Source organism: Nonomuraea sp. NPDC048882, assembly GCF_040649755.1.
GTDB classification, from domain to species: Bacteria; Actinomycetota; Actinomycetes; order Streptosporangiales; family Streptosporangiaceae; genus Nonomuraea; species Nonomuraea maheshkhaliensis.
On the sequence record NZ_JBEZGB010000008.1, the window covers coordinates 366,375 to 393,038 of the forward strand.

Sequence of the window (26,664 nt, forward strand, 5' to 3'; positions counted from 1 at the left end):
CCGTGCGCGTCCGTTTCCGGCCCAGCCTGCTCGCCGCCGCGCTGGTGCTGCTGACGTGCCTGCCCGCCCGGCACGAGGAGCTGTCCTCCGGGGTGCGGCTGACGGCCGCCGACGTGATGTCGCTCGTGCTGGCGGTGGCGGCGGTCGCCGTCCTGCTGACGCGTGCGGGGGCCGCCCTCTTGCCGGCCCGTTCGGTGGCGGAGCGGCTGCCGGCCCGCGCCCTGGTGTTCGCTCCCGTCGCGGCGGCGGCCGGCGTCTCGTTGCTGGCCTCGGCCGACGTGCTGGCCGGTCTGCCGGGTTATGTCAGGTACGTCCAGGTCTTCGTGGTCATTCCGCTGGCCGTCCTGGTGGCGGTACGCGACCGTACGGACACGCTGATCGTCGGCGGGGCCCTGGTCGCGGCGGCCGCGGCGCAGGGTCTGGTCGGCTGTGTGCAGGCGTTCACCGGCACCGGCGCGTCGTACGCGGGTGAGCAGGTGCGGGCCGTGGGCACGTTCGGCGCGCCGGACGTGATGGGCATGGCCAGCGTGGTCAGCTTCGGGACGATCGTCCTGCTGGGGGCCGGGCTGACCCTGCGGGGCCGGCACCGCGCCGCCGCCCTGACCGGAGCGGCCCTGCTCTGCGTGCCGCTCGCCCTGTCGCTCAGCCGCGGCACCTGGCTCGCGCTGGCCGGCGCCTGCCTGGTCGTGCTCTTCCTGCACAGCCGCGTGCTCGCCGCGCGGGTCGTGCTGGCCGGCGCGGCGGCCGCGATCGTGCTGGCGCTCGGCGTGGGCACGGGGGCGGACCCGCTGGGGCGGCGGCTGGACTCGGTCGCCTCCTCCATGTCGCAGCCCGACCAGTCGCTGCGCGATCGGTTCAGCCTGTGGCGGACCGCCGTGGACATCTGGCTGGAGCACCCGGTGACGGGAGCCGGTCCGCGCGGGTTCGCGCAGTTGCGTGACACGTACGCGCCGATCGAGCTGTCCAGCGGCAGCGACACCGAGGATCCGGTGCACGGCTTCGAGCGCCGGCCCCTGCTGTCGCCGCACAACATGTACCTGCTGACGCTCAGCGAGCAGGGGCTGCTCGGGCTGGCCGCCCTGGCCGGATGCCTGGCCTCGCTGGCGTGGTGGGCGGTGCGGGAACGCTCGCTCATCGCGGCCGGGCTGCTGACCTGGCAGATCGTCGACTTCTGCTACGGCGACATCGGCGGCGCTCCCACGCTGGTCATGTCCGTGGCGCTGGGCCTGGCCCTGTCGCTCGTCACCCGCCGCGAGACTTCCGCCTTTCCCGACGTACAGCCGGAGGTCGTTGTCGGCGGTGGTGTGCGATGACGGCGACGGCCGCTCCGCGGGCGGCGAAGGCCGTCGGGGTCACCGCCGTGCTGGTCGGGCTCGGGTCCGGGCTCGGGTTCGTCCGGGATCTGATGCTGGGGACGACCTTCGGCGCCGACGCCGAGACCGACGCGTTCCTCGTCGCCTGGACGATCCCGGAGACCGCCGCTCCGCTGCTGATCGAGGGGGCGATGGCGTTCGTGCTGGTCCCCCTGTTCAGCCGGGCGCTGGAGGCGGGCGACGATCTGCGCAGGCTGGTGTCGTCCACGATGCCGGGGCTGTGCCTCACCCTGGCGGCGCTGAGCGCAGTGACCGCGGCGGGCGCGCCGTGGCTGGTCGCCGTGCTCGCCCCCGGCATCCCCCGGGCCGAGCTCGCCGTCGGCTGCATGCGCCTGACCTCGGTCACCATCCTGATGTTCGGCCTGGCCGGATACCTGAGCGCGGCCCTGCGCGCGCAGCACACGTTCGCGCCGCCGGCCGCCATCTACCTCGCCTACAACGCGGGGATCGTCGGCTGCGTGTGGGCACTGAGCGGCCAGGGCGCCTTCGGGGCGGCGGTCGGCGTGGCCGCGGGCGGGGTCGGCATGGTGCTCGTCCAGGCCCCGGCCTTCGCCCTGCGCCTCAGCCGTTCCCGCGAAGCCTCGGACGGCACAGCCCGCATCATCGACCAAGAGCCCGCCGGCGCTGTGGCGTTGTCGTGGGCGGTATTCGTGCCGGTCGCGGTGTTCACGCTGGCCCGCCAGAGCCAGGTCTTCATCGAGCGGTACGTCGCCTCGTCCCTGCCGGAAGGCTCGATCTCGCACCTCAACTACGCGCAGAAGGTGTCCCAGGTCGCCATGGTCGTGTCGCTGATCGCGGCGACGGTGAGCTTCCCGCGCCTGGCCCGCGCCATCGCCGCCGGCGACCGCGCCGCGGCCCGCAGGACGCTGCTCGCCGACCTGGTCGCCGCCGCCGCGATCGTGCTGCTCGCCACGGCGATCCTGCTGGTCTGCGCCAGGGACGTCGTCACCGTCCTGCTGCGCTACGGCGCGTTCACGGAGGCCGACGCCACCGCCACCGCGGCGATCATGCGGGTGTACGTGCTCGGCCTGCTCGGTCAGGCGGTGGTCGGCGTCGTCTGCCGGGCGTACTTCTGCGGCGCTCGCGCCTCCTGGTACCCGGCACTGGCGATGGCGACGGGGCTGGCCGTGATGGCGCTGCTGGCCCGGCCCTCGTGGGGCGTCACGGGGATCGCCGCGGCCAACGCGGCCGGGATCACGGTGACCGCCGTGCTGCTGCTCGTACGGCTGCGCGCCCGGATCGTCGCGCTGCCCCTGCGCGCCTCCGCCGGGCCCGTCGGCCTGTTGCTGCTGTCGGTCACGGTCGCGGCGGCGGCCGGCTGGGCGGCACGGGCCGGCCTGGCGGGCCTGCCGCAGCCGCTCGCCCTGGCCCTGACGGGCGCCGTGATCACCGCCGTCTTCTGCGCCGTGGCGGTGAGCACCGGCGCCCTGACCACGCTCACCGGAGACACCCGGCCGACCAGATTGCGAGGTGGCGCGTGACCGCCATGCCGCTCGTGCTCATGTACCACTCCGTGGAGAGGTACGACAGCGACCCGTTCCGCGTCACCGTCTCCCCCGGCCGCTTCGCCAGGCAGCTCGGCTGGCTGGCCCGGCGCGGCCTGACCGGCGTCTCGATGCGCGAGCTGCTGCGCCGCCAGGCCGGGGGGAGCGCGCGCGGCCTGGTCGGGCTGACGTTCGACGACGGGTACGACGACTTCCTCGGCGAGGTCGTCCCCCTGCTGCTGAGGCACCGGTTCACCGCGACGGTGTTCGTGGTGTCGGAGCTGCTCGGCGGCCACAACGGCTGGGACGCCGGCGGCCCGCGTAAACGGCTGATGGACGCCGACGGCGTGCGCCGGGCGGCGAGCCTGGGCATGGAGGTCGGCTCGCATTCGGCCGGGCACCGCTCGCTGGCGGGCCTGAGCGAGGCCGAGCTCCGTCACGAGGTCACCGCCAGCAAGGCCACGCTGGAGCGGGTGCTCGGCGACGAGGTGAGCGGCTTCTGCTACCCGTACGGGCACGCCGGCGCCCGGGAGGTGAGCGCCGTCCGCGCGGCCGGGTACGGCTACGCCTGCGCGATCTGGCGCGGCCCGCTCACCGGCAGGCACCTGCTGCCCAGGACCTACGTCGGCGACCGTGACGGCGGGCTGCGGCTGAGCGTGAAGCGGGCACGCCACCGGGTCAGGTGGGGCCGGTGAGGGTCCTGCACGTCATCACCGGGCTGGCGGCGGGCGGCGCGGAGCAGCAGTTGCGCGTCCTGCTGCCCCGGCTGCGGGCCAGGTGCGAGGTGGCGGTGCTGACCGGCAGAGGCGTGCTCGCCGACGCCATCGAGCGCGACGGCCTGCCCGTGCACCGGATCGGCATGCGCGGCAACACGGACCTGCGGGCGGTGGGGCGGCTGGCCCGGCTCATGCGCAGGCGGCGTTACGACGTGGTGCACACCCATCTGTACCGGGCCTGCGTGTACGGCAGGCTGGCGGCGCGGCTGGCCAACGTGCCGGCCATCGTGGCGACGGAGCACTCGATCGGCCACGAGCACATCGAGGGACGCCGGCTCACCCGTCCGGTCAGGGCGCTCTACCTGGCCAGCGAGCTGCTCGGGCACTCGACCGTAGCGGTCTCGCCCACGGTGGCCGAACGGCTGTCGCTGTGGGGCGTGCCGCGCTCGCGCATCGTGGTGATCCCGAACGGCGTGGACGGCGCGGCCTTCGGCTTCGACGCGGAGCTGCGCCGCCGTACCAGGGAGCGGCTCGGCGTGGACCAGGGCGCCTTCGTGGTCGGCGGGATCGGCCGGCTGGAGCCGGGCAAACGCTTCGACCTGCTGGTGGAGGCGGTGTCGGCACTCGACGGGGCGGTGCTGCTGCTGGTCGGCACGGGGTCGTGCGAGCCGCGGCTGCGCCGGCTGGCCCGCCGGGCGGGCGACCGGGTGATCTTCGCCGGTGAGTCCACCGACGTGCCCGCCCTGCTGTCGGCGATGGACGTGCTGGCCGCGCCCTCGGCGGAGGAGGCGTTCGGCCTGGCGGTCGTCGAGGCGCTGGCCTCCGGCCTGCCCGTCCTGTACGGCGCGTGCCCGGCCGTCGAGGACCTGCCGCCGGGCGCGGCGCCGGGCGCGAGACGGGTCGCGCCGGACCGGCTGGCCGCCGAACTGGCCGAGCTGGCCGCCCGGCCACCGGAACGGCTCCCCCCACCTGACGCCGTCCGCTGCTACGACGTCCGCCACCAGGCGGACCGGCTGGAGTCGCTGTACCTGCGCCTGCTGGGCGCGGCACCCGAGGAGGAGAAACCATGAACAGGACCCCGGCCCGGCTCACGGGCCTGCTGTCGCGCTGGTGGCTGCCGTTGTCGCTGACGACGGGGCTGCTCGGCGGCCTCGCGTACACCCTGGCCGGGCAGGTCGTCTACACCTCGGACGCCTACGTCGTCGTGGTGGCGGGCGGTGAGGCGACGCGGGCGGCCGACTACGCCGCCGCCTACGCCCGGGTGGCCGCCCAGCCCGGCGTGCTCGGCGTCTCCCCGGCCGACCTGAGCGGCGTGAGCGTGGCCGCCTCGCCCGACGCCCCGCTGATCCGCCTCACCGCGGCGGCCTCGACCGCGGCGGAGGCCACCGGCCGGGCCGACCGGCTGGCGACCGCGCTGATCGCGTACGCCGGCGCCCACTCCACCGACACCCACGTGCGGCTGGCCCCCTTCGCCGGCGCCTCCTCCCCGAGCCGTCCCTCCGCCCCGGTGCCGCTGGTCAACCTGGCCGTGGGCGGCTGCGGCGCGGTCCTCCTGGGCGGCCTGCTCCGGCTGGCCGCGCCGCCGGCCCGTCGGCGGCCCGTACGCGAGCCGCTGCCCGAGCCGATCGGGGCCGGCGCGTGAGCGCCGCGCCCTCGCGGACCTCGCACGCGGGGCTGACGGTGCAGGTGGTCAGGGACGACGGCGACCTGGCCGCGCTGTCCGCGGACTGGACGGACCTGTACGCCCGCAGCTCGGCCGCCACGCCGTTCCAGTCCTATGGCTGGCTGTGCTCCTGGTGGCGGGCGTACGGGACCCCGGGGCGGCTGCGCCTCTTCCTGGCCCGCCGGGGCGGGCGGCTGGTGGCGGCGGCGCCGTTCCTGCTGGAGCGGCGCGGCGGCTGCCGGGTGCTGACCCCCGTCGGCGCCGGCCAGGCCGACTTCACCGACATCGTCGTGGACGACCTCGAAGGCGACGCGGGCCTGCGCGAGCTGCGCGCCGGGATGCTGGCCCAGCCGGGCTGGGACGTGATGGACCTGCCGGAGGCGCGGCCGGGCGCGACGGTGCGCAGGCTGGCCGAGCTGTGGGAGGGCAGGGCCTGGTCGCTGCCCGCCTCCACCTGCCTGCAGCTGCCAGGTCAGCCGATCGAGCAGGTGCTGGCCGGGCTGAACAGCCGCCGGGCGCACCGGCTGCGGCACGCGCTGCGCAAGATCGACACGCTGGACGCGCAGGCGGTCGAGGTCGGGGCGGACCAGGTCGAGGGGTCGGTGGCCGAGCTGCTGCGCCTGCACGCCATGCAGTGGGAGAGCCGGGCGATCAACGTCCAGCACACGGAGCGGCGCTTCCGCGACCATCTGGCCAGGGCGGTGCGGACGCTGGTGGTGGAGAACCAGGCGACGCTGACGGAGTACCGGGTCCGCGGGCGGCTGATGGCCTGTGACTTCGTGCTGGTCGGCAAGGACTTCGTGGGCGGTTACCTGTACGGGGCCCATCCCGACCTGCGTGCCGAGGCCGACGTGCTCACCATGTTGCTGCGGCACAACCTGGCGCTCACCCACCGGCTCGGCCGGCCCACGCTCAGCCTGTTGCGCGGCGACGAGCCGTACAAGACGAAGTTCGGCTGCGAGGCGGTGGTGAACCAGCGGGTGATGCTCGGGCGCGGGCTGCGCGCCGCCGCCTACGCCGCGACCGCGAACGCGCGCGCGGCCGGCCGGGAGCTGGTCAAGCGGCGCTGCCCGCGGCTGGCGCGGAAGGTGGCGGCATGGCAGTGAGGCCGGGCGTCCTGCACGTCACGCAGCCGGTGGACGGCGGGGTCGGGGCGTACGTCGCCACGGCCGCCGCCGACCAGGCGCGGCGGGGCTGGCGGGTCGCGGTCGCCTGCCCTCCTTCCGGGCGGCTCTTCGACGAGCTCACGGCCTCGGGCGTGCCGTGCCTGCCCTGGACGGCGGGCCGCGCCCCCGGACCGGCCGACCTGGTACGGGCGGCCGGGCTGGCCGGGATCGTCAGGGAGTTCGCCCCCGACGTCGTGCACCTGCACTCGTCCAAGGCGGGGCTGGCCGGCCGGGCCGTGCTCAGGGGCCGGGTGCCCACGCTCTTCCAGCCGCACGGCTGGTCCTGGCTCGCGGTACGCGGCCCCGTCGCCGCCGCGGCGCTCGCCTGGGAACGGCTGGCCGCGCGCTGGGCCGACCGGGTGATCTGCGTGGGCGCGGGCGAAGCCGGCCTGGCCGGGCGGCACGGCGTACGCGGCCGTCTCGTGGTGGTCCGCAACGGCGTTGACCTGCGCCGTTTCCCGCCCGCCTGCCCGCGCGAGCGGGCGGAGGCCCGCGCCCGCCACGGGATCGGCGAGCGGACGCCGCTGGCCGTCTGCGTCGGCCGGGTCTCCCGCCAGAAGGGCCAGGAGGTGCTGCTGTCGGCGTGGCGGCGGGTGGCCGCCCGCGACGACCAGGCCAGGCTCGCGATCGTCGGCGACGGCCCGCTGCTGCCCGCCCTGCGGTCGCGAAGCGAGCCCCGCGTTCACTTCACCGGCGACGTCACCGACGTCAGGTCCTGGTACGCCGCCGCCGACGTCATCGTCCTGCCGTCTCTCTGGGAGGGGCTGCCACTGACGGCGCTGGAGGCGCTGGCGACCGGACGATCGCTGGTCGCCTCGGCGGTGCCGGGACTGGCGGAGGTGGTGACCGGCGAAACCGGCGCGCTGGTCGCGCCGGGCGACGCCGGGGTGCTGGCGGAGGCGCTGCTGGCCAGGCTCGGGCAGCCCGCGCTGACGGCGGCCGAGGGCGCGGCCGCGGCGGCGCTGGCCGGCGCCTTCGACGTGGACAGGTCGCTGGACGAGCTCGCCGCGCACACGCTGGAGGCGCTCGGCACGGGAGCGGGAGCGGGGGTGGGAGCCGCGCGCAGCCGCTCGCGGAACACCTTCGACGACCGCGGGTTGGCCCGGCACTGCCAGACGCCGTGGGGACAGTAATCGGAGATCGAGTGATAGGCCACATTGTGACTGCCGATCCAGTCGAGCATCCGCCGGACGTAGGCGGAGCGGTCGCCCCTGCGGAACAGCCCCCATTCAGGGAAGGAGAGGGGCTTGCCGTGCCGCGCCGCGAAGTCGGCCTGGGCGCGCAGGCCGTACGGCTGCTCGACGTAGTCGGAGAACTCGCGCCCCGGCCCCTGGTCGTAGCTGTCCATGCCGATGATGTCGACCACGTCGTCACCCGGGTAGCACTCCGTCCACGGGATGGCGTCGCGCCCGCGGCTGGGCGCGAAGTCGAAGCGGAAACGCTGGCCGGGCGCCGAGCGCATGGCGGCCACGATGCGCCGCCAGTAGACCTTCCACGCCTGCGGGTCGGGCGCGCACCGGCTGGAGTAGGTGGTGCCGTTCATCTCCCAGCCCAGGACGATGATCGTGTCGCCGGCGCCGGAGGAGACCAGCTTCCAGGCGAGCCGGCGGAAGTGGTGGTCGTGCTCGCCGCGCGCTCCCTCGCTGAGCCGCCGCGCCACGACGCTGTCGGGCAGCCCCGCCTCGTTGGGGGCGACCATCGGCACGTTCAGCGCCAGCACCCGGCCGGGCCGGGCGGCCCGCCAGCGGGTCCAGGGCTCCAGGACGAACGCGGCGCCCGCGATGGCATCCCAGCGATCGCCTGGCAGGTACGTGCGCCCGACCGTCACCTTGTTGCGCAGCCACGACTCGAAGCCCGGCACGTGCTGCGGGCCGCGCCAGTCGGAGCCGAGGAAGACGCCCAGCGCCGCCGGCGGAGGGACGGCCGGCGGGCTCTGTGGCGGGAGGCTGACCGGAGGGCGCGGAAAGGGGCCCCGTGGCGGAGGGGCGGCCGACGTGCCCAGGCCGAGCGTCGTGCCCGCCATCGTCGCCACGACGATCGCCATCGCACAGTGCCGATAGCCGATCGCCTTCACGCCGTGCCGGCGGCCGATCGCCTTCGTGCCGTGCCGGCGGCCGATCGCCTTCGCGCAGCGCCGATGGCCCTTCCGCATCACCGTCGCGGTGTCACCTCGCGTTTCCTCCATACAAGGCAGGTAGCCGCAAACCGGATATTCAACTCGCGATTTGCCCGATCCATGGCTTTTCCTGGAAGAGCAGGACGTTCACCATGCTTGATCGCACCGTTCCGGCGCTCGTGCTGCGGATCGACGACAACGTCTTCCACCACGGCACCCTCGGCGCCATCCGGTCTCTCGGCAGGGCCGGCGTAGAGGTGCACGGGCTCATCGACGACCGGCGCACGCCCGCCTCCCGTTCCCGCTACCTGGCGCGCTCGCACGCCTGGCCGCGCGACCGGGACGTCATCCGCGCGCTCCGGCAGGTCGCCGACCGCATCGGCCGCCGCTCGGTGCTGCTCGCGATGGACGACGCCGCCGCCATCGCCGTGGCGGAGCACGCGGCCGACCTGCGATCCAGCTTCCTGCTGCCCGGCCAGGCGCCGGGGTTGCCGCGCGTGCTCGCCGACAAGCGCCTGCTGGCCCGCCTGTGCTCCTCGCTCGGGATCCCGCAGCCGGAGTCGCGGGTGATCACCGGCGAGCGCGACGCCGCCGCGGCCGTCGCCGACTTCGGCCTGCCGCTGGTCGCCAAGTGGGCGCGGCCCTGGCTGCTGCCCGCCGGCCGCGGGCTGCGCAACACCAGCCTGGTACGCCAGGCCAAGCACGTGGCCCCGCTGCTGCGCCACCTGCCGGGCAACGACCTGCTGTTCCAGCGGTTCGTACCGGGCGGGCCGCATTCGGACTGGTTCTTCCACGGCTACTTCGACGAGAACTCGCGCTGCCTGTACGGCGGGGCGGGCCGCAAGGAACGCTCGTACCCGCGCGGCGCGGGCCTGACCACGTACGGCCGCTGGCTGCCCAACCCGGCCATCGAGCGCGTCGCCCGCGACCTGGCCGCGACGCTGGGCTACCGCGGCGTCCTGGACATCGACTTCCGGCACGACCCCGCCACGGGCGCCTACCACCTGCTCGACTTCAACCCGCGGCTCGGCGCCCAGTTCCGGCTGTTCACCGACTCCAGGGGCCTGGATCTGGTACGGGTCGCGCACCTGCACCTCTCCGGCCGGGCCGCGGCGCTGGGACAGGCCGGTCATGGGCGGACGTACGTGGTGGAGAACTACGACCTGCTCGCCGCGGGCCCCGGCTGCCTGCGCGCGCTGTGCTCCAGCGACGAGCTCGCCTGGCTCTCCCCCGACGACCTGCGGCCCTTCGTGGCCATGGGCGGGCGGACGGTGAAACGCGGCTTCGACCGGATCACCCGGTCACCGAGACAGCGAAGGAGGAGAACGTGGGAACCCCGATGATCGACGTGGCGATCGTGGGAGCGGGCCCGTACGGCCTCTCCGTGGCGGCGCACGCGCTGCCAGCCGGGCTGGACGCGCGGGTGTTCGGCCGGCCGATGCACGCGTGGGAGCGGCACATGCCCAGGGGCATGCTGCTGAAGTCCGACCCGGACGCCTCCCATCTCGCCGACCCGGCGCGGCGCTTCGGCCTGGACGCCTTCCACCGCCACTCCTTCGGCGAGGCGGTGCCGGTGGAGCGGTTCGCCGACTACGGCAGGTGGTTCCAGGCGCGGGCGGTGGGCGCGGCACTGGAGGAGCAGGAGGTGACCTCCATCGGCCTGGCCGGTGGCTTGGCCGGTGGCCTCGGCGGTGGCCTGAATGGCATCGGCGGCGGCCTGGAGGGCGGCCGGTTCCTCCTGACCCTGGCGTCGGGCGAGGTGGTGGCGGCCAGGGCGGCGGTGCTCGCGCTGGGCTTCCTGCCGTTCGCCCACCGGCCGCCCGCCCTGGCCGCGCTGCCGCCCGAGGTGTGCACGCACAGCTCCGACCACGCCGATCTGAGCGGGTTCGCCGGCCGGGACGTGACCGTGGTGGGCGCGGGGCAGTCCGCTCTGGAGAGCGCGACGTTGCTGGCCGAGGCCGGGGCGAGCGTCCGGGTCCTCGCCCGTACGGACGCGCTGGCCTGGAACCCCGCCCCCGAGCGGCGGCGCTCGGCGCTGGCGCGCCTGCGCGCTCCCCGCTCCGCGCTCGGCAGCGGATGGCCGTCCGTCGCCTGGTCGCGGCTGCCCGGCGCGGTCCGGCATCTGCCGGCGGCGGCTCGCGGCCACATCGTGCGCACCGCCCTCGGGCCCGCCGGCTCCTGGTGGCTGCGCGAACGTTTCGACGGGGCCGTCACGGTGACGCTGGGGACCCGGCTGGCGGCCTGCGAGCACCGGGACGGGGTGCGGCTGGAGCTGCGGGACGCCACGGGGGCGCGGACGACCGTGGTCACCGAGCACGTGATCGCCGCCACCGGCTACCGGGTGGACGTCTCCAGGCTCGGCCTCCTCAGCGAGGACCTGCGCCGCGCGGTGGCGTCGGCGGGGCCGGGTCCCCGGCTCAGCCGGACCTTCGAGACGTCCGTCGCGGGGCTGCATCTCGTCGGGCTGGCGGCGGCGCCGACGTTCGGGCCGGCCATGCGGTTCGTGTGCGGCAGCCGGTTCGCCGCCCGCCGGGTGACCAGTGGGCTCGTCAGCCGCCTGCGATCACGGACCACCAACTGAAGAACCATCAACTACGGGGGAAAGCATGATTTGTCGCACCATAGTGGCCTGCACGGCCACCACCACCTTCCTGAGCATCCCGGCCACCGTCACCGGCACCCATGCCGAGAGCGCGTCGTCGTCCTTCACCAACTCGAACACCACCGCCGTGGGCCGCACGCCCTCCGGGGTGCGGGTGACCGTGCAGAAGACCATGATCGGCAAGACTCAGGTGGCCTCGGCCAAGGTCCTGCCCGCCGACCCGACGGCCGCCGACGACGAGTACCTCATCCCGGCCAACGCCAAGACGACGGCCGGATTCGTCGACCAGTACGAGCACTTCGCGGCCAAGCCCAGCGCCTGGAGTGACGTCGCCATGCTGACGTTCACCTTCTCCAGGCCCGTACGCGACCCGCACCTGCACGTCTTCGGCACCGGCGGCTCCTCCGGCGACGCCAGGAACCACGACGACTACTGGCCCGCGATCGAGCTGGTCGGCGGCATCCCGGCCACGCCCGCGTTCGCCCGCGTGGCCGGCTTCCCCGGCTACCGGACCAGCGCGACCGCCATCGAGCCGGAATGGACATATCCCACCGGCTCGACCACCTGCGGCGTGGTCTACGCCTGCGGGACGGTCAGGGTGAGCGGCACCGTCAGCTCGTTCACCGTCAAGCTGCGCGCTCATGACGACCGGCAGGGGAAGGGCGGGCCGGCCCCGCAGTTGTGGGCCGCGTTCAAGCTCTCCCTGGCCGAAGACGACTCCGACGCGCCCCCCTCCTACGGCGCGGCCTCCCACGCGATCACCCGCACGACGCTCGGGCGTACCGTGACCGCCGACCACACCGACGCGGTGAGCATGACCCCGCGCTCCCTTCCCACCGGCACCGACGCCGACGACGCCGTCACGGCTCCAAGGGCGCGCATCGCACCCACCGGCGATGACTACACGCTCGCCGTCCCCGTACGGGCCGACTCTCCGTCGCGGCTGAACGGCTGGATCGACTTCGACCAGAACGGCCGCTTCGACGCCGTCGAACGGGCCACCGCCAAGGTCGTGCCGTCCGCCACCTCCGCCACGCTGCGCTGGAGGGTGCCGCGGCCGCTGCAGACGGGCGTCACCTGGATGCGGCTGCGGCTCGCCACCCAGGGCCCGGTGACGGCGTCGCCGACCGGGTGGGCGGACAGCGGCGAGGTCGAGGACCACCAGATCGAACTCGCCCACCACTGCCCGTGCACCAACTGACCTCGCGGGTCACGGCTCCGGCTGGCCACGCCTCCGGGCGGGTGACGGCTCCGGGCCGGTCACGGTTCTGGCGGCTCCTCGACGTGTGGCCGTACGACCGCGACCGGGCAGGTCACGTGGTGCAGCACGCCGTGGCCGACCGAGCCGAGCACGGCCGAGGCGAGGCCGCCGAGCCCGCGTGAGCCCACGACGACGAGGTCGGCCGTCCGGCCGGCCTCGACGAGCGCGGTGATCGGGTGAGCGCACACCTGCTCGTCGGTGATGACGAGGCCGGGGTCGCGCTCACGCCGGCCCGCGATCCGCTCGGCCACGCGGTGGAACTGCTCGGCCATGAGGTCCTCCAGGAGGCCGCCGTAGGGCACGGCGTAGGGGGCGGCGTACGCCGAGAACGCCGGCAGTTGCCAGGCGTACACGACGTGCAGTTGCGATCCGCGCGCACGGGCCTGCTCGACGGCGTAGTCCAGGGCGACCTCGGCGTGTTCCGATCCGTCGTAGCCGGCCACGACCCGGTCGTACCACAGCGGGGTCGGCGCGCGGACGATCACGACCGGCCCGGTGGCGTGCCCCGCCACGGCCAGGCCGACGGAGCCGAGCAGCATTCCGGCGAACCCGCCGCGCCCGCGGCTGCCCAGGACCACGCTGTCCGCCGAGTGCGACTCGGCGAGCAGGGCCCTGACGACGTCACCGCCGAGCAGGTCGCCGCTCACCTCGACGTCGCGGGTGAGCTCCCGCGCACGGCGGACGGCCGCCTCCAGGACGCCGGCGCAGGACGCGGCGCTCTCGTCGTGGACGCGCGGCTCGCTCACCTGCACATCGTGGACGCGTGGCTCGCTCACGTGCACGTCGTGGACGCGTGGCTCGCACACGTGCACGACGCGCAGAGCCGCTCCACGTCGCTGGGCGTCCGCCGCGGCCCACTCCACCGCCGCGGTCGCCGGGGCCGACCCGTCCACTCCGGCGACGATGTGACCGTTCATCACGCCCGCCCCCCGCTCCCTCGCAGAGCCGATCCCTCTCTCCATCATCACCCCGCCGGCTCTCCCCCATGCAGACAAAAAGGACAATCTTCGTTGAATTTCATTTATCCGACATACGGGATATTTCTGGCATCGCGCTGGGAGTCTGCGCAGGCGGCGATGGGTATGGCGCGCCGAAGACGCGGCCGCGCCCTGGACCGGGCGCCGCGACGGAAGGGGATTGCGATGTCTCCAGGCAAGCGGAAGCCGGATCTGCCGGCTCCGATGTTCGCCGAGCAGCCCGACGGAAGCTACGTCACCTCTCTGCGCGGCCTCGCGGTGCTGCGCGAGCCGCTGCTGAACAAGGGCACGGCCTTCTCGCCGCGCGAGCGGGCGGAGCTGGGCCTGGAGGGGCTGCTGCCGCCGGTCGTCGAGACCCTGGACGAGCAGGTGCGCCGCTCGTACGCGCAGTACCGCGCGCAACCGACCGACCTGCAGAAGAACGTCTTCATGGAAGCCCTGCGCGACCGGAACGAGGTCCTGTACTACCGGCTGCTGAGCGATCACCTGCGCGAGATGCTGCCCATCGTGTACGACCCCACGGTGGCCGAGGCGATCCGCACCTACAGCCACGAGTACCGGCGCCCCCGGGGCGTGTTCCTGTCCGTCGACGACCCAGACGGCGTCGAGCGGGCGTTCCAGGCCCTGCGGCTGGGGCCGGACGACGTCGACCTGATCGTGGCCTCCGACGCGGAGGAGATCCTCGGCATCGGCGACTGGGGCGTGGGCGGCGGGGCCGGCATCGCGGTCGGCAAGCTGGCCGTCTACACCGCCGCCGCGGGCATCGACCCCGCCCGCGTCGTCCCCGTCGCCCTGGACGTCGGCACCGACAACGAGGCGCTGCTGAACGACCCGGCCTATGTCGGCAACCGGCACGCCCGGGTGCGCGGGCGGCGCTACGACGACTTCATCGACGCCTACGTGCGGACGGCGTCGCGAATGTTCCCCGGCGCGATGCTGCACTGGGAGGACTTCGGCCCGTCGAACGGCCGCCGCCTCCTGGAGAAGTACACCGGGCACCTGCCCACCTTCAACGACGACATGCAGGGCACCGGGGCCATCGTCCTGGCCGCCATGCTCAGCGCCGTGCGGGCCTCGGGGACGCCCATGGAGCAGCAGCGCATCGTCGTCTTCGGCGCGGGCACCGCCGGTATGGGCATCGCCGACCAGCTACGCGACGCGATGGTCCGGGCCGGCCTGGACGCCGCGACCGCGACCCGGCGGATCTGGCCAGTCGACCAGCAGGGCCTGCTCATCGACGACATGGACGACCTGCGCGACTTCCAGCGGCCCTACGCCCGCTCGCGCGCCGAAGTGGACGGCTGGTCACGGGACGGCGGCGGCATCTCGCTGGCCGAGGTCGTCGAGCGGATCAAACCGACCATGCTGCTGGGCGCCTCCACCGCGCACGGCGCGTTCACCGAGCGGATCGTACGCACGATGGCGACGGGGGTCGAGCGGCCGATCATCTTCCCGATCTCCAACCCGACCGAGCGGATCGAGGCGGCGCCGGCCGACCTGCTGCGCTGGAGCGACGGCCGGGCGCTGATCGCCACCGGCATCCCGGTCGAGCCGATCACCTACCACGGCGTCACCTACGTCATCGCCCAGGCCAACAACGCCATGCTGTATCCCGGGCTGGGGCTGGGCGTCGTGACCGCGCGGGCGCGCCGGGTGAGTCCCGGCATGCTCGCGGCGGCCGCCGAGGCGGTGGGCGGCATGGTGGACGTCTCGTCCCCGGGCGCGTCCCTGCTGCCGCAGGTGGACAACCTGCGCGAGGTCTCCGCCGTGGTCGCCGTGGCCGTCGCCGAGCGGGCGTCCGCGGAACACCTCGCCCGCACCAACCTGCGCGACCCGATCCAGCAGGTCCAGGACACTATGTGGCAGCCCGTCTACCGCCCGGTCCACGCGAACGGGAGCGAACGGTGAGCGCGCCCCGCGTCCTGGACACGCCGATCGGGCTCCAGGACACCGGCACCCGGACGGAGAGCGATTCGCTCGGCGACGTGGAGGTTCCGGCCGGGCACTACTGGGGCGCCCAGACGCAGCGGTCGCTCCGGCACTTCGACATCGGCGACGATCGCATGCCCAAGGCCGTCTACCACGCCTACGGGTACATCAAGAAGGCGGCGGCGATCGTCAACGCCCGCGCGGGCCGCCTGCCCCAGTGGCAGGCCGACCTCATCAGCAGGGTCGCCGACGAGGTCATCCGCGGCGACCTGGACGGCGAGTTCCCGCTGTACGTCTGGCAGACCGGCTCGGGCACCCAGTCCAACATGAACGTCAACGAGGTGATGTCCAACCGGGCGATCCAGCTCGTCGGCGGGCGGCTCGGCAGCAAGGACCCGATCCACCCGAACGACCATGTGAACATGGGCCAGTCGTCCAACGACACCTTCGTCACCGCCATGCACCTCGCCGCCGCGGAGGCCATCGACGATCACGTGCTGCCCGCCGCCGCCCGGTTGCGTGACAGCGCCGAGGCCAAGAGCCGCGAGTGGCAGCACGTCGTCAAGATCGGGCGTACCCATCTGGAGGACGCCACCCCGCTGACCGTCGGCCAGGAGTGGTCCGGCTACGCCGCCCAGCTCGGCGCGGCCATCGACCATCTGGAACACACCCGTACCGGGCTGTACCGGCTGGCGATCGGCGGCACCGCCGTCGGCACCGGACTGAACGCGCCGCCCGGTTTCGGCGAGGAGATGGCCCGGCAGCTCGCCGGACTCACCGGGCGCCCCTTCACCGGCGCGCCGAACAGCTTCGCCGCCCAGTCCTCGTGTGACGATCTCGTGCGGGTCTCGGCGGCCCTGCGCGCCTTGGCGGTACCGCTGTTCAAGTTCGCCAACGACCTGCGCTGGCTCGGCTCAGGGCCGCGTACGGGGCTGGGTGAACTGATCCTGCCGGCCAACGAGCCCGGTTCGTCGATCATGCCGGGCAAGGTCAACCCGACCCAGGCCGAGGCCATGCTGATGGTGGCTGTCCAGGTGGCCGGCAACGACACCGCCGTCTCCATGGCGGGCGCCGAGGGCAACTTCGAGCTGAACGCCTTCCGCCCGGTCATCATCAAGAACGTGCTGCATTCGGCCCGCATCCTGGCCGACATGATGCTCCACTTCCGGACGTACCTGATCGAAGGAGCCCAGCTGAACACTGAGACCCTGAGCCGCAACATCGATCACTCGATCATGATGGTGACCGCGCTCAGCCCCGTCATCGGCTACGACCAGGCCGCCCGCATCGCGCATCACGCCCTCGGCAAGGGCCTCGCGCTCAAGGACGCCGCACTCGAATGCGGTGTCGCGGAGGACTTGTACGACAGGATCGTCGATCCCGAACGTCTCACCCGAGCCGGCGTGCCCGGCCCGGACGGCGACGACCGGCCCTGAGCGCCGCCGCCGGTGGCCCATGCGTGACGCCGCCGGGCGGTAGGTCCGCGACCGGCATTCCAAAGGTTTCCTTGACATCCGTTGCCGGCCGAGCGGATGATTCCAAGCATGTCTTTGGAATCCTGGAGGGAACGGCCGCGCCGGGTGCTCGACGACCCGGCCGCCATGCGCGCGTTCGCCCATCCCGTCCGCCTGGCCCTGCACGAGTTGCTGATGCGAGCCGGTGCCACGACCGCCGCCGATGCCGCCCGCGAGGTCGGCGTCAGCCAGGCGCTGGCCTCGTACCATCTGCGGCAACTCGCCCGGTACGGCTTCGTGGAGCAGGCCGAGGCCCGCGACGAGCGGGAACGTCCGTGGAAGGCAACGTCGCTGACCCAGGACTGGTCCGACGCGGGGGCCGACCCCGAAGCGTCGGCCGCCCGCGGCCTGCTGGAACAGGTCATCGCCGAACGGGCGCTGGCCCGGCTGGCCGAATGGCAGGAGCGCCGCGCGGACGAGCCGGACGCGTGGCGGAAGGCGGGCGGGATCGGCAACTCCTACCTCTACGTCACCCCCGACGAGCTCGACGCGCTGGACGACGCGGTCAGCCGTCTCCTGGAGCCGCTGATGGCGCGGATCGCCGACCCGTCCGAACGGCCGGAGGGCGCCAGGCCCGTACTGCTGACCACGCTCACGATCCCGCTCCGCACGACCGGCACCGGTGACTGACGCCGGGCCGGCCACCCCGCAGGGCGGCGAAGCCACGGCACGAAACACGAACGCTCCACGCACATCGCCGGTCAGCGAGGCACCGGCGCAGGTCTCGGGCGCTTCGGACACGGCGTCGGAGGGGCCGGCGGGCGGGATCCGTGGGCTGCTCGGGGCGAACCGGGACTACCGGCGGCTGCTCTCGGCCGGGCTGATCTCGCAGACCGGCGACTGGGTCGTCAGCACCGGCCTGGCCTACCACGTCTACGTGCTCACCGGCTCCACCCTGTCCAGCGCCGCCATGCTGCTGGCGGGCCGGTTACCGGACGTCCTGCTCGGCTCGGCGGCGGGCGTGCTCGCCGACCGGTGGGACCGGCGCAGGCTGCTGGTGATCGCGGACGTGCTGCTCGCGCTCGGGCTGCTGCCTCTGCTGGCGGTACGCGAGCCGGGCCAGGCCTGGATCGTCTACGCCGTCGCCCTGTGGACGGGCGTGGTCAGCACGGTCCTGTTCCCCGCTCAGAAGGCCCTCGTGCCGCAGATCGTGTCGCCCGCGCAACTCGTCAGGGCCAACGCGCTGCACGGGCAGACCGGCCAGGCCGCCCGGCTGCTGGGCGCGCTGGCGGGCGGGGCCGCGGTGGGCGCGGGCGGGCTGGCCGCCGTCGTCTGGATCGGCGTGGCCGGCTTCGCGATCTCCGCGCTGCTGCTGGCCGGCCTGCGCAGCCCCGCCCGCGCTCCGGCCGCGACGACGACGATCGGCGGGCAGTGGGTGGCGGGGCTACGGCTGGCCGGCACCGACCGTGGCGTGCGCCTGCTGGTCACGTACATGGTGATCACGGGGCTGGGCGAGGGCGTCTTCTCGACGCTCGCGGCGCCTTTCGTGGCCGACGTGCTGGACGGGTCGGCGGACGCGTACGGGCTGTTCCTGTCGGCGCAGGCGGTCGGCGGGATCGCCGGCGGCCTGCTGATCGCCACCCGCCTCGGCGACGTCACGCCGCGGACGTTGTTCGGGTGGGGGACGGTCGTCTTCGGCCTGGCCGACCTGGCGCTGTTCACCTACCCGCTCCTGACGCGGGAGCTGTGGCCGGCCTTCGTGCTCATCGGCCTGGCCGGGCTGCCCGCCGCGGCGGCGATGGCGGGGCTGACCACGTTCGCCCAGACGGTCACCGGCGGCGACCGGCTGGGCGCGGTCTTCGGGCTGCTCGCCAGCGCCCATGCCGCGACGTCGCTGCTCGGGATGGCGCTGGCGGGCGTACTCGGCGACGGGCTCGGCATCGTCCCGATGCTCTGTGTGCACGCCGGCGGCCTGATCACGGCGGGCGCGCTCGTCGTGGCGGCATCACGTCGTTCCTCCCGGCGCCCTTGACCCACCCTCAGTGACGCGGCCGCCCGCTTCGGGCTTCGCCGTCACGGGCCCGTAATGCCGTCGTCCCTCGTGAACATTCTCCGTTTGCCCTCTGTTTAACATCCAACGTTGGACGTAGGATGTCCGACCTCAGAGCTGCTCCTGGCGAAAGGGCGAAGACATGCACGATGGGTATCCCCCGGAGGGCCGTACCGGGCGCTCCTGGCTCCGCCGGGCGGGCGCCGTCACGATGCTCGCGGGCTTACTCGCCGGCGCGTCCGTCGCGCCGGCGGCCGCGGCGCCGACGCCGGCCCCCGCGACGCCGCCCGCGACAGCACCGGCGGCAACCCCGGTGACAACGCCATCGTCAACGTCCTCGACGGCACCTGGGACGGCACCGGCCGAGGCTCCCGAGACGGGTGCGGGCGGCGGCGGCGCGCCGTTCGCCGACGAGCAGGTCCTCTACGAGCAGGGCGGCTTCGGGTACGCCTGCTTCAGGATCCCCGCCGTCGTACGGGCCGCGAACGGCATGGTCCTGGCCTTCGCCGAGGGGCGGGTGAAGGACTGCGGCGACGACGAGGACATCGACCTGGTGCTGCGCCGCTCCGCCGACGGCGGCCGGACCTGGGGGCCGCTGCAGGTGGTCTCGGAGGGCAACGGCACGACCCACGGCAACCCGGTGCCGATCGTCGACCGGCGTACGGGCCGGGTCGTGCTGGTCAGCACCCACAACGGCGCCGAGCCGTGCCCGAACGGCTGCGACCGCGACCCCTGGGTGCAGTTCAGCGACGACCACGGCGCGACCTGGTCGGCCGCCAGGGAGATGACCGAGGGCAAGCGCCCCGAGTGGAACTTCTGGTACGCCACCGGCCCGATGCACGGCATCCAGCTCGAACGCGGCCCGCACGCCGGCCGGCTGATCGTCGGCGCGAGTTACGAGAGCTGGGACCGGGTCGGCCCGCACGCGTACGGCACGCACCTGCTCTACAGCGACGACAGCGGCGAGACATGGAACATCGGCGCCGAGACGTCCTACGACGACGGCTCGATCATCGCCCAGGAGGTCACCGTCGTCGAGCTCACCGACGGACGGATCTACGCCTCGGGCCGCGAGCGCGGCACCGACGAGGGCAACCGGGCGTACGTGACGAGCAGCGACGGCGGCGAGAGCTGGGACGGGCCGATCCGCACCATGCCGGCGCCGGCGACGACCGACGTGCAGGGCTCGCTGGCGCGCTTCAGCGACGGGCGCCTGCTGTTCTCCTCGCCGATGCACCCGGGCGCGAGGGAGGCGATGGGGATCCGGTCGTCCTACGACGAGGGCCGCCGCTTCGAGACGTGGGACGAGGGCAAGGTCTTCCACTGGGGTCCGTCGGCGTACTCGGACATGGTGCGGCTGGACGGCGACGAGGCGGCCCTGATGTACGAGGCCGGCGCGGTCACGCCGTACGAGCAGATCCGGTTCACCCGGTTCAACGAGGCGTTCCTGGAGACGCCGAACGGCACCCCGCCCGGCATCCCCGGCCCGCCGGCGCCAGGACCGACGACGCCGGACGTGTCGCCGGACCGCAACCCGGCCTACGTGCGCGGCGGCGCGCAGCCGGTCGCCGGGCGCTTCGGGAACGGGCTCGCCCTGGACCGGGTGGACGACCGGGTGGAGGTGCCGTTCGACGACTCCATCGACCTCGGCGCGAAGGACTTCACGCTGACCACCTGGATCCGCTACTCCGAGACGACCGGATCGCACGCGATCCTCTGGTTCCACCGGGTGGACCGGGGCACCAACCCGCCCGGCCTCTGGCTGCGGGCCGAACCGGCCAGCAACCGCATCAGGGCGGTCATGTCCGTCGACCGGTTCGACGTGACCGTGCAGTCGCCGGGCGCGTACAACGACGGGCAGTGGCACTTCGTGGCGCTGCAGCGGGCGGGCGGCGAGCTGCGGCTCTCGGTGGACGGCGTGCGGGTGTCGTCGGCGCCGGTGCCCGGCGGGTCGCTGACCCTCGGCAGGGAGTTCGGGCTCGACGGGATCCACATCGGGCAGCGGCTGGACGGCGTGGACCGTTTCCGCGGCACCCTCGACGAGGTACGCGTCTACCGGCGCGCCCTGTCCGGCACCGAGCTGGACCTGATCAGGCAGCGCAACCTCCCGATCGGCGGCCGGTTGGGCCTGCGACTGCCCTTCGACACCGTCAACTGAGGAACGGCGTCGAACGGCAGCTGAGCGACACGGAGGCGGCGGCGCTCGCGGAACTCGCGGGCGCCGCACCTTCGCTGTCGCGAGCCGCCGCTCTCACCGCCGCAGGCACCCCTCGCACGGCAATCGGTAACCGGCAGCCGGTGCCGGGCGCCATGGACATCCCATGTCCTTCGAGCGGCGAACGGGTGGCATTCCCCCGATGGCCCGTCCGTGTAGTCGGCGTAAACTCTTCCGCACCGCCTGGCCTTCCGGGACCTAGAGGTGGGATGTTCGACACAAGGTCTTGGACGAGCCTGGAGGCAGCATGCCCACGCGTGACGGCGCGTCGCTTCAGGAGCGCATCGTCGCCCTGATCCACGAACGCGGGCTGGCTCCCGGCTCTCCGATGCCCACGGAAGTGCAGCTGATGGACCTGCTCGGAGCGAGCCGCAACAGCGTCCGCGAAGCCGTGCGGGCGCTTCGTGCGCTGGGCATCGTCGAGATCCGCCACGGACATGGGACGTTCGTCGGGCACGCGTCGCTGGACGTGCTGACGCCGTCGCTCGCCTTCCAGGTGCGTTCGGGTCCCGGCGGCGGGATCCAGGCGCTGCGCGACCTGGTCGAGGTCCGCGAGCTGCTGGAGACCGGGCTGATCGGCCAGGTGGCCAAGAGTGCCAGCGTCACCCGGCTCGCCGCGCTGGACGCCCTGGTCAACGGCATGGACCGGGACCCGGGGGCCGATCGGGCGTTCCACGCGCTGCTGTACGAGTCCAGCGGCAACGAGCTGGTGCTGCAGCTTATCGGCCTGTTCTGGGACGTCTACCACGAGGTCGAGCCGACCCTGGACCCGCCGGAGGAGCGGACCGCGGAGATCATCGCCAACCACCGCCGGATCGTGGCGGCCCTGCGCGCCCGGGACGCCGAGGCCGCCAGAGAGGCGATGCGGTTGCACTTCCGCGACGTCAAGGCCCGCATCACACGGGCGAAGACCGGGGCCGAGGAGCCGGCGGACAGCCCTCACCGCTGAGACCCGGGCGTCATCGGGGCGGGCAACCGGCTGGACCCGGCGACGGCCCTACGCCACCCGGCCAGGCGGGCGACACGCTGAGCCAGGTACTGTCTGTGCCTGCATCCGCCCTGGTCCCAGCCCTGACACTGTCTTCATGACGACAAACACTCAGATCACACCCATCGGCCTGCTCACCGGCAAGGTGGTGTTCATCACCGGCGCCAGCCGCGGCATCGGCGCCGCCGCGGCCCGGCTCTTCGCCGCCGAGGGCGCCGCGGTCGTGCTCGCCGCCCGCAGCGAAGACGCCCTTCGGGGGATCGTCGACGACGTCCGCGCGAAGGGAGGCGTCGCCGACGCCGTCCCGCTCGACCTGGCCGACCGCGAGAGCGTCCGCGCCGCGGTCGCGCGTGTGGAGGAGCTGCACGGACGGCTCGACGGCGCGTTCAACAACGCCGCCGCGATCCAGCAGCCGGGACCGCTGGACACGACGAGCGAGGAGGACATCGACGAGCAGTTCGCGGTCAACTTCCGCGCCCACTGGATCGCCATGACCGCCGAGGCCGCCCTCATGCGGCGCAGCGGTGGCGGGGCGATCGTGAACACCTCCAGCATCGGCAGCCGCCGCGCTAACCCGGCCCTGCCCGCGTACGGGGCGATGAAGCGCGCGCTCAACAGCATCACCGAGACCGCCGCCGTGACCTGGGCCGGCGACGGCATCCGGGTCAACGGCATCACTCCCGGCGGCACCGCCACGGAGATGATCGACGAGTGGGAGGCGGCGACTCCCGGCATCATCGAGCGGGTGACGTCCGCGACCCCGCTCGGGCGGATGGCCGAGCCCCGCGAGGTCGCCGAGGCGGCCGCGTGGCTGCTCAGCGACCGCGCCTCGATGGTGACCGGCGCCATCCTCCCGGTGGACGGCGGCGCCGGCGCCTGAGAACAGGCGACTCAGGCGGGAAGGCCGGCGTTCGGGGGCGGTGCACGGAAGGCCGGCGTTCGGGGCCGGTGGGCGGGTTGTACGGGATAGCCTTGGGCGTGATCGTTTCGAGGTGGCGGGGGTACCGGTGACGGGCTCCCGGGTGGCGGGTGTGGACGGCCAGGGACGTATCGGCGAACATCAGGTCGAACGGCTCCTCGGCGAGGGCGGGCAGGGCGCGGTCTACCTGGCCAGGTCGCCCGCCGGCGGGCACGTGGCGATCAAGGTCCTGCACGAGCGGCTCGCCGGCGATCCGGAGGTCCGGCGCCGGTTCCTGCGCGAGGCGGAGGTCGCCGCCAGCGTCGCGCCGTTCTGCACGGCGCGGGTGATCGGCACCGGGATGCTGGGCGAGCGGCCGTACATCGTCAGCGAGTACGTCCAGGGCCCGTCACTCGACGAGCTGGTCAAGCGGGACGGGCCGCGTATCGGCGGCGGGCTGGACCGGCTGGCGATCAGTACGCTGACCGCCCTCGCCTCGATCCATCGCGCCGGGATCGTGCACCGCGACTTCAAGCCGGCCAACGTGATCCTCGGTCCCGAGGGGCCTGTTGTGATCGACTTCGGCATCGCCAGGACCCTCGACACCATGACCACGACCAACCACGTGGCCGGCACGCCCGCGTACATGTCGCCCGAGCAGCTTGGCGACCAGCCGCTCACGCTCGCCTCCGACATGTTCTCCTGGGCCGCCACGATGGTGTTCGCGGCGACCGGGCGCAGGGCTTTCACCGGCTCGAACGTGCCCGCGGTCATGCACGCCGTCCTGCACGGCCCGCCCGAACTGTCCGGAGTTCCCGAGCCGCTGCGCACGATGGTGGCCGCCTGCCTGGCCAAGAACCCGGCCGACCGCCCCGCCGCCGCACACCTGCTCCGCGACCTCACCTCCGGCGACGTACGCACGGCCGCCGCGTCCCCTGGCACCGCGTCCCCCGCCGCCGTGGGCGAGCACACTCTCGTGGAAGGGATGCGGCCCCCGGCCGCGTCCGCCGTGCCCACCGCGCCCGCGGGCTCGAACGGGGCGAAGGCTCGGCGTGCACGTCCACGCCGGTGGCCGCTCGGGGCCGGGGCCGTGGTGATCGCGCTGGCCGTGACCGCGGGCGTGCTGCTCGTGCCCTCCTGGACGGCCGCCAACCAGGGCGGCGGGAAGAAGGCCACGACCACCCCGCTGGTGATCGACGGCAGGACGTACCCGAAGGTAGACGTCACCGACGGCTTCGACAGCACCCAGACCGGCTACGACCACTACCAGCCCTTCGGCAACGAGGCGCTGCCGGTGATCAAGGCCGAGGGCGGCAAGCTCACCGGCACGGCCCAGGGCCCGTTCTTCGGCTGGTTCGCCCTGCCCGGCACGCTGTCCTCCGCCGACGCGGTCAGCCTGATCACCCTGGGCGCGATGGCGGGCACCGGCGAGCCTGAGGACAGCGTCTTCGTCGGCCGGGTCAAGGACGCCGGCACGTACATCGGCGCCTGGTACAACCACACCCGCAAGGAGAGCGGCATCGACGTGCGCGTCGGCGGCGAGTTCCGGCACGAGCACAACCGGGCCGACCTCACGCTCGCGCCCGGTGACCGCCTGGCCCTGGTGCTGTCGGGTGGCGGCACGATCACCTCGTACGCCGAGACCGGCGGCACCTGGCGCCTGGTGACGACCCTCGACGTCGACCCGCTGAGCACGGCGGAGGAGCGGGCGTCCTGGCGGCACGGGTTCGCCCTGCGCGGCACGACCGGCACGATCGCCCTGGACGCCGCCGAGGGCCGCACCGCCACCGGCTGACCGGCGCCGAACGAGCAGCCGCGTCACCGACGTCGGACGAGCGCCGCCCAGGCGAACGGCGCTGAAGTGCACTAGGGCAGCCGCCACGAGCCCGGCGTCGCCTCTTCGCGGCATATGCCCAGGTGCAAGAGGGTAAGGAGACCTCAGACTTCCGGTCGGGCACCGCCGCCGCGCCATGCACGGCAGGCCGTCCGCCCGCTTCCCCCGAAGGCCAGTCGTCGTCATGCCAGAGGGGACCCGTTCGGATGACCGTACAGAAGCAGCGTGCGGACGCGCCGCCGCCCAGCCCGCCGGCACAGCCGGAGCGCGCGGGCCGGCTGATCGTCAGCTGGCTGACGTCGACCGACCACAAGGTGATCGGCTACCTGTACCTGATCACGTCCTACTCGTTCTTCACCCTGGCCGGGCTGATGGCGCTGGTGATCCGCACCGAGCTGGCCCACCCCGGCCTCGCGCTGGTGAGCAACGAGCAGTACAACCAGTTGTTCACCATGCACGGCACGATCATGATGCTGCTGTTCGCCACCCCGTTGTTCGCCGGGTTCGCCAACGTGGTCATGCCGCTGCAGATCGGCTCGCCGGACGTGGCCTTCCCCCGGCTCAACGCGGTCAGCTACTGGTTGTTCCTGTTCGGCGGGCTGATGGTGATCGGCGGGTTCGCCGGCTCCGCTGGGGCGGCCAGCTTCGGCTGGACCGGCTACACGCCGCTGTCGCACGCGACCTTCTCACCCGGCATCGGCGGCGACCTGTGGATCATGGGCCTGGCGCTGGCGGGCCTGGGCACGATCCTCGGCTCGGTCAACTTCGTCACCACGATCATCTGCATGCGGGCGCCCGGCATGACCATGTTCCGCATGTCGATCTTCACCTGGAACGTGCTGCTGACCAGCGTCATCGTGCTGATGGCCTTCCCGGTGCTGGCGGCGGCGCTGCTGGCGCTGGAGGCCGACCGCAAGCTCGGCACGCAGGTCTACGACCCGGTGAACGGCGGGGTGATGCTGTGGCAGCACCTGTTCTGGTTCTTCGGCCATCCCGAGGTCTACATCATCGCGCTGCCCTTCTTCGGCATCATCACCGAGGTCATCCCGGTCTTCAGCCGTAAACCGGTCTTCGGCTACATCGGCCTGGTCGGCGCCACGATCGCCATCGCCGGGCTGTCGATGACGGTGTGGGCGCACCACATGTTCGCCACCGGGCAGGTGCTGCTGCCGTTCTTCTCCTTCTTCACCTTCCTCATCGCGGTGCCGACCGGGGTGAAGTTCTTCAACTGGATCGGCACGATGTGGCGGGGGCATCTGACGTTCCAGACGCCGATGATGTTCGCGGTCGGATTTCTGGTCACCTTCCTGCTCGGTGGGCTCACCGGCGTCATTCTCGGCTCGCCGCCGCTGGACTTCCATCTGCACGACTCGTACTTCGTCGTCGCGCATTTCCATTACGTGGTCTTCGGCACGGTGGTGTTCGCGATGTTCTCCGGATTTTATTTCTGGTGGCCGAAGATGACCGGCAAGATGCTGAACGACACCATCGGCCAATGGCATTTCTGGCTGCTGTTCATCGGCTTCCACACCACGTTCCTGATCCAGCACTGGATCGGCGCGCTCGGCATGCCGCGCCGCTACGCCGACTACAGCCCCGCCGACGGTTTCACCACGCTCAACCAGATCTCGTCCGTCGGGGCGTTCATTCTGGGCGCCTCGACGCTGCCGTTCCTCTACAACGTCTGGTACACGTGGCGCCACGGGAAGAAGGTCACCATCGACGATCCGTGGGGTTTCGGCAACTCCCTCGAATGGGCCACCTCGTGCCCGCCGCCCCGGCACAACTTCACCAGCATGCCGCGCATCCGTTCAGAACGGCCCGCCTTCGACATCCACTACCCGCACAGCAGGGCCGCCGCCGAGCTGGAGTGAGCGTGCTCGCCCGCCGCCGATCAATGTGGTGGAATGGCGCTCGGAACGACATCTCGTACGGCAC

General features: G+C 73.2%; 21 protein-coding genes. 20 read left to right on the forward strand and 1 reads right to left on the reverse strand.

Annotation, left to right across the window (positions count from 1 at the left end; translation table 11 throughout):
- Positions 1–2: 2 nt before the first annotated feature.
- The 11 genes from AB0C27_RS29075 to AB0C27_RS29125 all read left to right on the forward strand — a co-directional run bounded on the left by AB0C27_RS29075 (position 3) and on the right by AB0C27_RS29125 (position 12,321).
- Positions 3–1,313 (forward strand): O-antigen ligase family protein, encoded by a 1,311-nt coding sequence (locus AB0C27_RS29075; RefSeq protein WP_357849816.1) that lies wholly within the window; start codon positions 3–5, stop codon positions 1,311–1,313.
- Positions 1,310–2,854, forward strand: coding sequence for a lipid II flippase MurJ (locus tag AB0C27_RS29080; protein WP_357849819.1), 1,545 nt, complete (start codon positions 1,310–1,312; stop codon positions 2,852–2,854). The genes AB0C27_RS29075 and AB0C27_RS29080 overlap by 4 nt, the downstream gene beginning before the upstream one ends.
- Positions 2,855–2,859: 5 nt before the next feature.
- Positions 2,860–3,552: a polysaccharide deacetylase family protein gene (locus AB0C27_RS29085; protein WP_357850254.1), complete on the forward strand. Its 693-nt coding sequence runs from the start codon at positions 2,860–2,862 to the stop codon at positions 3,550–3,552.
- Complete coding sequence (locus tag AB0C27_RS29090) at positions 3,549–4,643, forward strand: glycosyltransferase (RefSeq protein ID WP_357849822.1); 1,095 nt, start codon at positions 3,549–3,551, stop codon at positions 4,641–4,643. Before AB0C27_RS29085 ends, AB0C27_RS29090 begins: the two co-directional genes overlap by 4 nt.
- The gene (locus AB0C27_RS29095) at positions 4,640–5,215 is read left to right on the forward strand and encodes a hypothetical protein (protein ID WP_357849824.1); all 576 of its coding nucleotides are present in this window, start codon (positions 4,640–4,642) and stop codon (positions 5,213–5,215) included. The genes AB0C27_RS29090 and AB0C27_RS29095 overlap by 4 nt, the downstream gene beginning before the upstream one ends.
- The gene (locus AB0C27_RS29100) at positions 5,212–6,342 is read left to right on the forward strand and encodes a GNAT family N-acetyltransferase (RefSeq protein WP_357849827.1); all 1,131 of its coding nucleotides are present in this window, start codon (positions 5,212–5,214) and stop codon (positions 6,340–6,342) included. The genes AB0C27_RS29095 and AB0C27_RS29100 overlap by 4 nt, the downstream gene beginning before the upstream one ends.
- Positions 6,333–7,535: a glycosyltransferase gene (locus AB0C27_RS29105; protein ID WP_357849830.1), complete on the forward strand. Its 1,203-nt coding sequence runs from the start codon at positions 6,333–6,335 to the stop codon at positions 7,533–7,535. Before AB0C27_RS29100 ends, AB0C27_RS29105 begins: the two co-directional genes overlap by 10 nt.
- A 399-nt stretch (positions 7,536–7,934) precedes the next feature.
- A complete protein-coding gene (locus AB0C27_RS29110) occupies positions 7,935–8,462 on the forward strand; it encodes a hypothetical protein (RefSeq protein WP_357849833.1) in 528 nt (175 codons plus the stop codon).
- Positions 8,463–8,670: 208 nt separating this feature from the next.
- Positions 8,671–9,861 (forward strand): ATP-grasp domain-containing protein, encoded by a 1,191-nt coding sequence (locus AB0C27_RS29115; RefSeq protein ID WP_357849836.1) that lies wholly within the window; start codon positions 8,671–8,673, stop codon positions 9,859–9,861.
- Positions 9,846–11,099: an NAD(P)-binding domain-containing protein gene (locus AB0C27_RS29120; protein ID WP_357849839.1), complete on the forward strand. Its 1,254-nt coding sequence runs from the start codon at positions 9,846–9,848 to the stop codon at positions 11,097–11,099. Before AB0C27_RS29115 ends, AB0C27_RS29120 begins: the two co-directional genes overlap by 16 nt.
- Positions 11,100–11,124: 25 nt before the next feature.
- Positions 11,125–12,321 carry a GEVED domain-containing protein gene (locus AB0C27_RS29125; RefSeq protein ID WP_357849842.1) on the forward strand — a complete coding sequence of 399 codons (1,197 nt, stop codon included), beginning with the start codon at positions 11,125–11,127 and terminating at the stop codon, positions 12,319–12,321.
- Positions 12,322–12,380: 59 nt separating this feature from the next.
- Here AB0C27_RS29125 and AB0C27_RS29130 read toward each other — a convergent pair whose 3' ends face one another.
- Positions 12,381–13,298, reverse strand: a complete 918-nt coding sequence (locus AB0C27_RS29130; RefSeq protein ID WP_357849846.1) for a universal stress protein — start codon at positions 13,296–13,298, stop codon at positions 12,381–12,383.
- A 225-nt stretch (positions 13,299–13,523) separates the two neighbouring features.
- Here AB0C27_RS29130 and AB0C27_RS29135 point away from each other — a divergent pair, with 225 nt between their 5' ends.
- The 9 genes from AB0C27_RS29135 (at position 13,524) to ctaD (ending at position 26,600) form a co-directional block, all read left to right on the forward strand.
- Positions 13,524–15,266, forward strand: coding sequence for an NAD-dependent malic enzyme (locus tag AB0C27_RS29135; RefSeq protein ID WP_357849849.1), 1,743 nt, complete (start codon positions 13,524–13,526; stop codon positions 15,264–15,266).
- A complete protein-coding gene (locus AB0C27_RS29140) occupies positions 15,263–16,723 on the forward strand; it encodes a class II fumarate hydratase (RefSeq protein ID WP_357849852.1) in 1,461 nt (486 codons plus the stop codon). Before AB0C27_RS29135 ends, AB0C27_RS29140 begins: the two co-directional genes overlap by 4 nt.
- Positions 16,724–16,831: 108 nt before the next feature.
- On the forward strand, positions 16,832–17,431 hold the full coding sequence (locus AB0C27_RS29145; protein WP_357849855.1) for a helix-turn-helix domain-containing protein: 600 nt from the start codon (positions 16,832–16,834) through the stop codon (positions 17,429–17,431).
- The gene (locus AB0C27_RS29150; protein WP_357849858.1) at positions 17,424–18,773 is read left to right on the forward strand and encodes an MFS transporter; all 1,350 of its coding nucleotides are present in this window, start codon (positions 17,424–17,426) and stop codon (positions 18,771–18,773) included. The genes AB0C27_RS29145 and AB0C27_RS29150 overlap by 8 nt, the downstream gene beginning before the upstream one ends.
- A 160-nt stretch (positions 18,774–18,933) precedes the next feature.
- Positions 18,934–20,949: a sialidase family protein gene (locus tag AB0C27_RS29155; protein WP_357849861.1), complete on the forward strand. Its 2,016-nt coding sequence runs from the start codon at positions 18,934–18,936 to the stop codon at positions 20,947–20,949.
- 304 nt (positions 20,950–21,253) lie between these two features.
- Positions 21,254–21,955 carry an FCD domain-containing protein gene (locus AB0C27_RS29160; protein ID WP_357849864.1) on the forward strand — a complete coding sequence of 234 codons (702 nt, stop codon included), beginning with the start codon at positions 21,254–21,256 and terminating at the stop codon, positions 21,953–21,955.
- A gap of 136 nt (positions 21,956–22,091) precedes the next feature.
- Positions 22,092–22,874, forward strand: coding sequence for an SDR family oxidoreductase (locus AB0C27_RS29165; protein WP_357849867.1), 783 nt, complete (start codon positions 22,092–22,094; stop codon positions 22,872–22,874).
- 112 nt (positions 22,875–22,986) lie between these two features.
- Entirely contained in the window at positions 22,987–24,687 is a 1,701-nt protein-coding gene (locus AB0C27_RS29170) for a serine/threonine-protein kinase (protein WP_357849870.1), read from the forward strand.
- 245 nt (positions 24,688–24,932) lie between these two features.
- Positions 24,933–26,600, forward strand: coding sequence for a cytochrome c oxidase subunit I (gene ctaD, locus AB0C27_RS29175; RefSeq protein ID WP_357849873.1), 1,668 nt, complete (start codon positions 24,933–24,935; stop codon positions 26,598–26,600).
- The last annotated feature ends 64 nt before the right edge of the window (positions 26,601–26,664 follow it).